1 pseudogene is annotated in these 321 nt (G+C 49.5%); it reads left to right on the top strand.

Annotation, left to right across the window (positions count from 1 at the left end):
* Nucleotides 1–37: 37 nt before the first annotated feature.
* A pseudogene (locus EXE44_RS18840) lies at nucleotides 38–321 on the top strand (protein-L-isoaspartate O-methyltransferase); the annotation flags it as partial.

The raw sequence follows: 321 nt of genomic DNA, 5'->3' as shown, positions 1-321 counted from the left end.
TAGAGGCGAAGCGACGAGACAGCATTAGAGGAAGCCAATGATTCAAAAGATATATAATCAAACAGTACGCCGATTTCTCCCTCGAAAGATAGCGGCTTTCAATGGTGTTCCAGTGAGAAGGCCGAAGCTCTTTGACCAGACGGATGTGCGTCCGGGATGGGAAGCTACCTTCATTGACGCGATACACCGGGTTGTAGAACCGGGAGACGACATCGTTGAGATTGGTGGTGGATACGGTGTATCAGCAGTGGTTGCAGCAAGAGAAGTTGGTCATGAAGGATCGGTTACGGTATACGAGCCTTCAAGAGAAAGTGTCGAGGT

It is taken from the genome of Halorubrum sp. SS7 (genome assembly GCF_005435055.1).
Classification (GTDB): Archaea; Halobacteriota; Halobacteria; order Halobacteriales; family Haloferacaceae; genus Halorubrum; species Halorubrum salinarum.
This window is presented reverse-complemented; position numbering and strand designations above follow the sequence as displayed.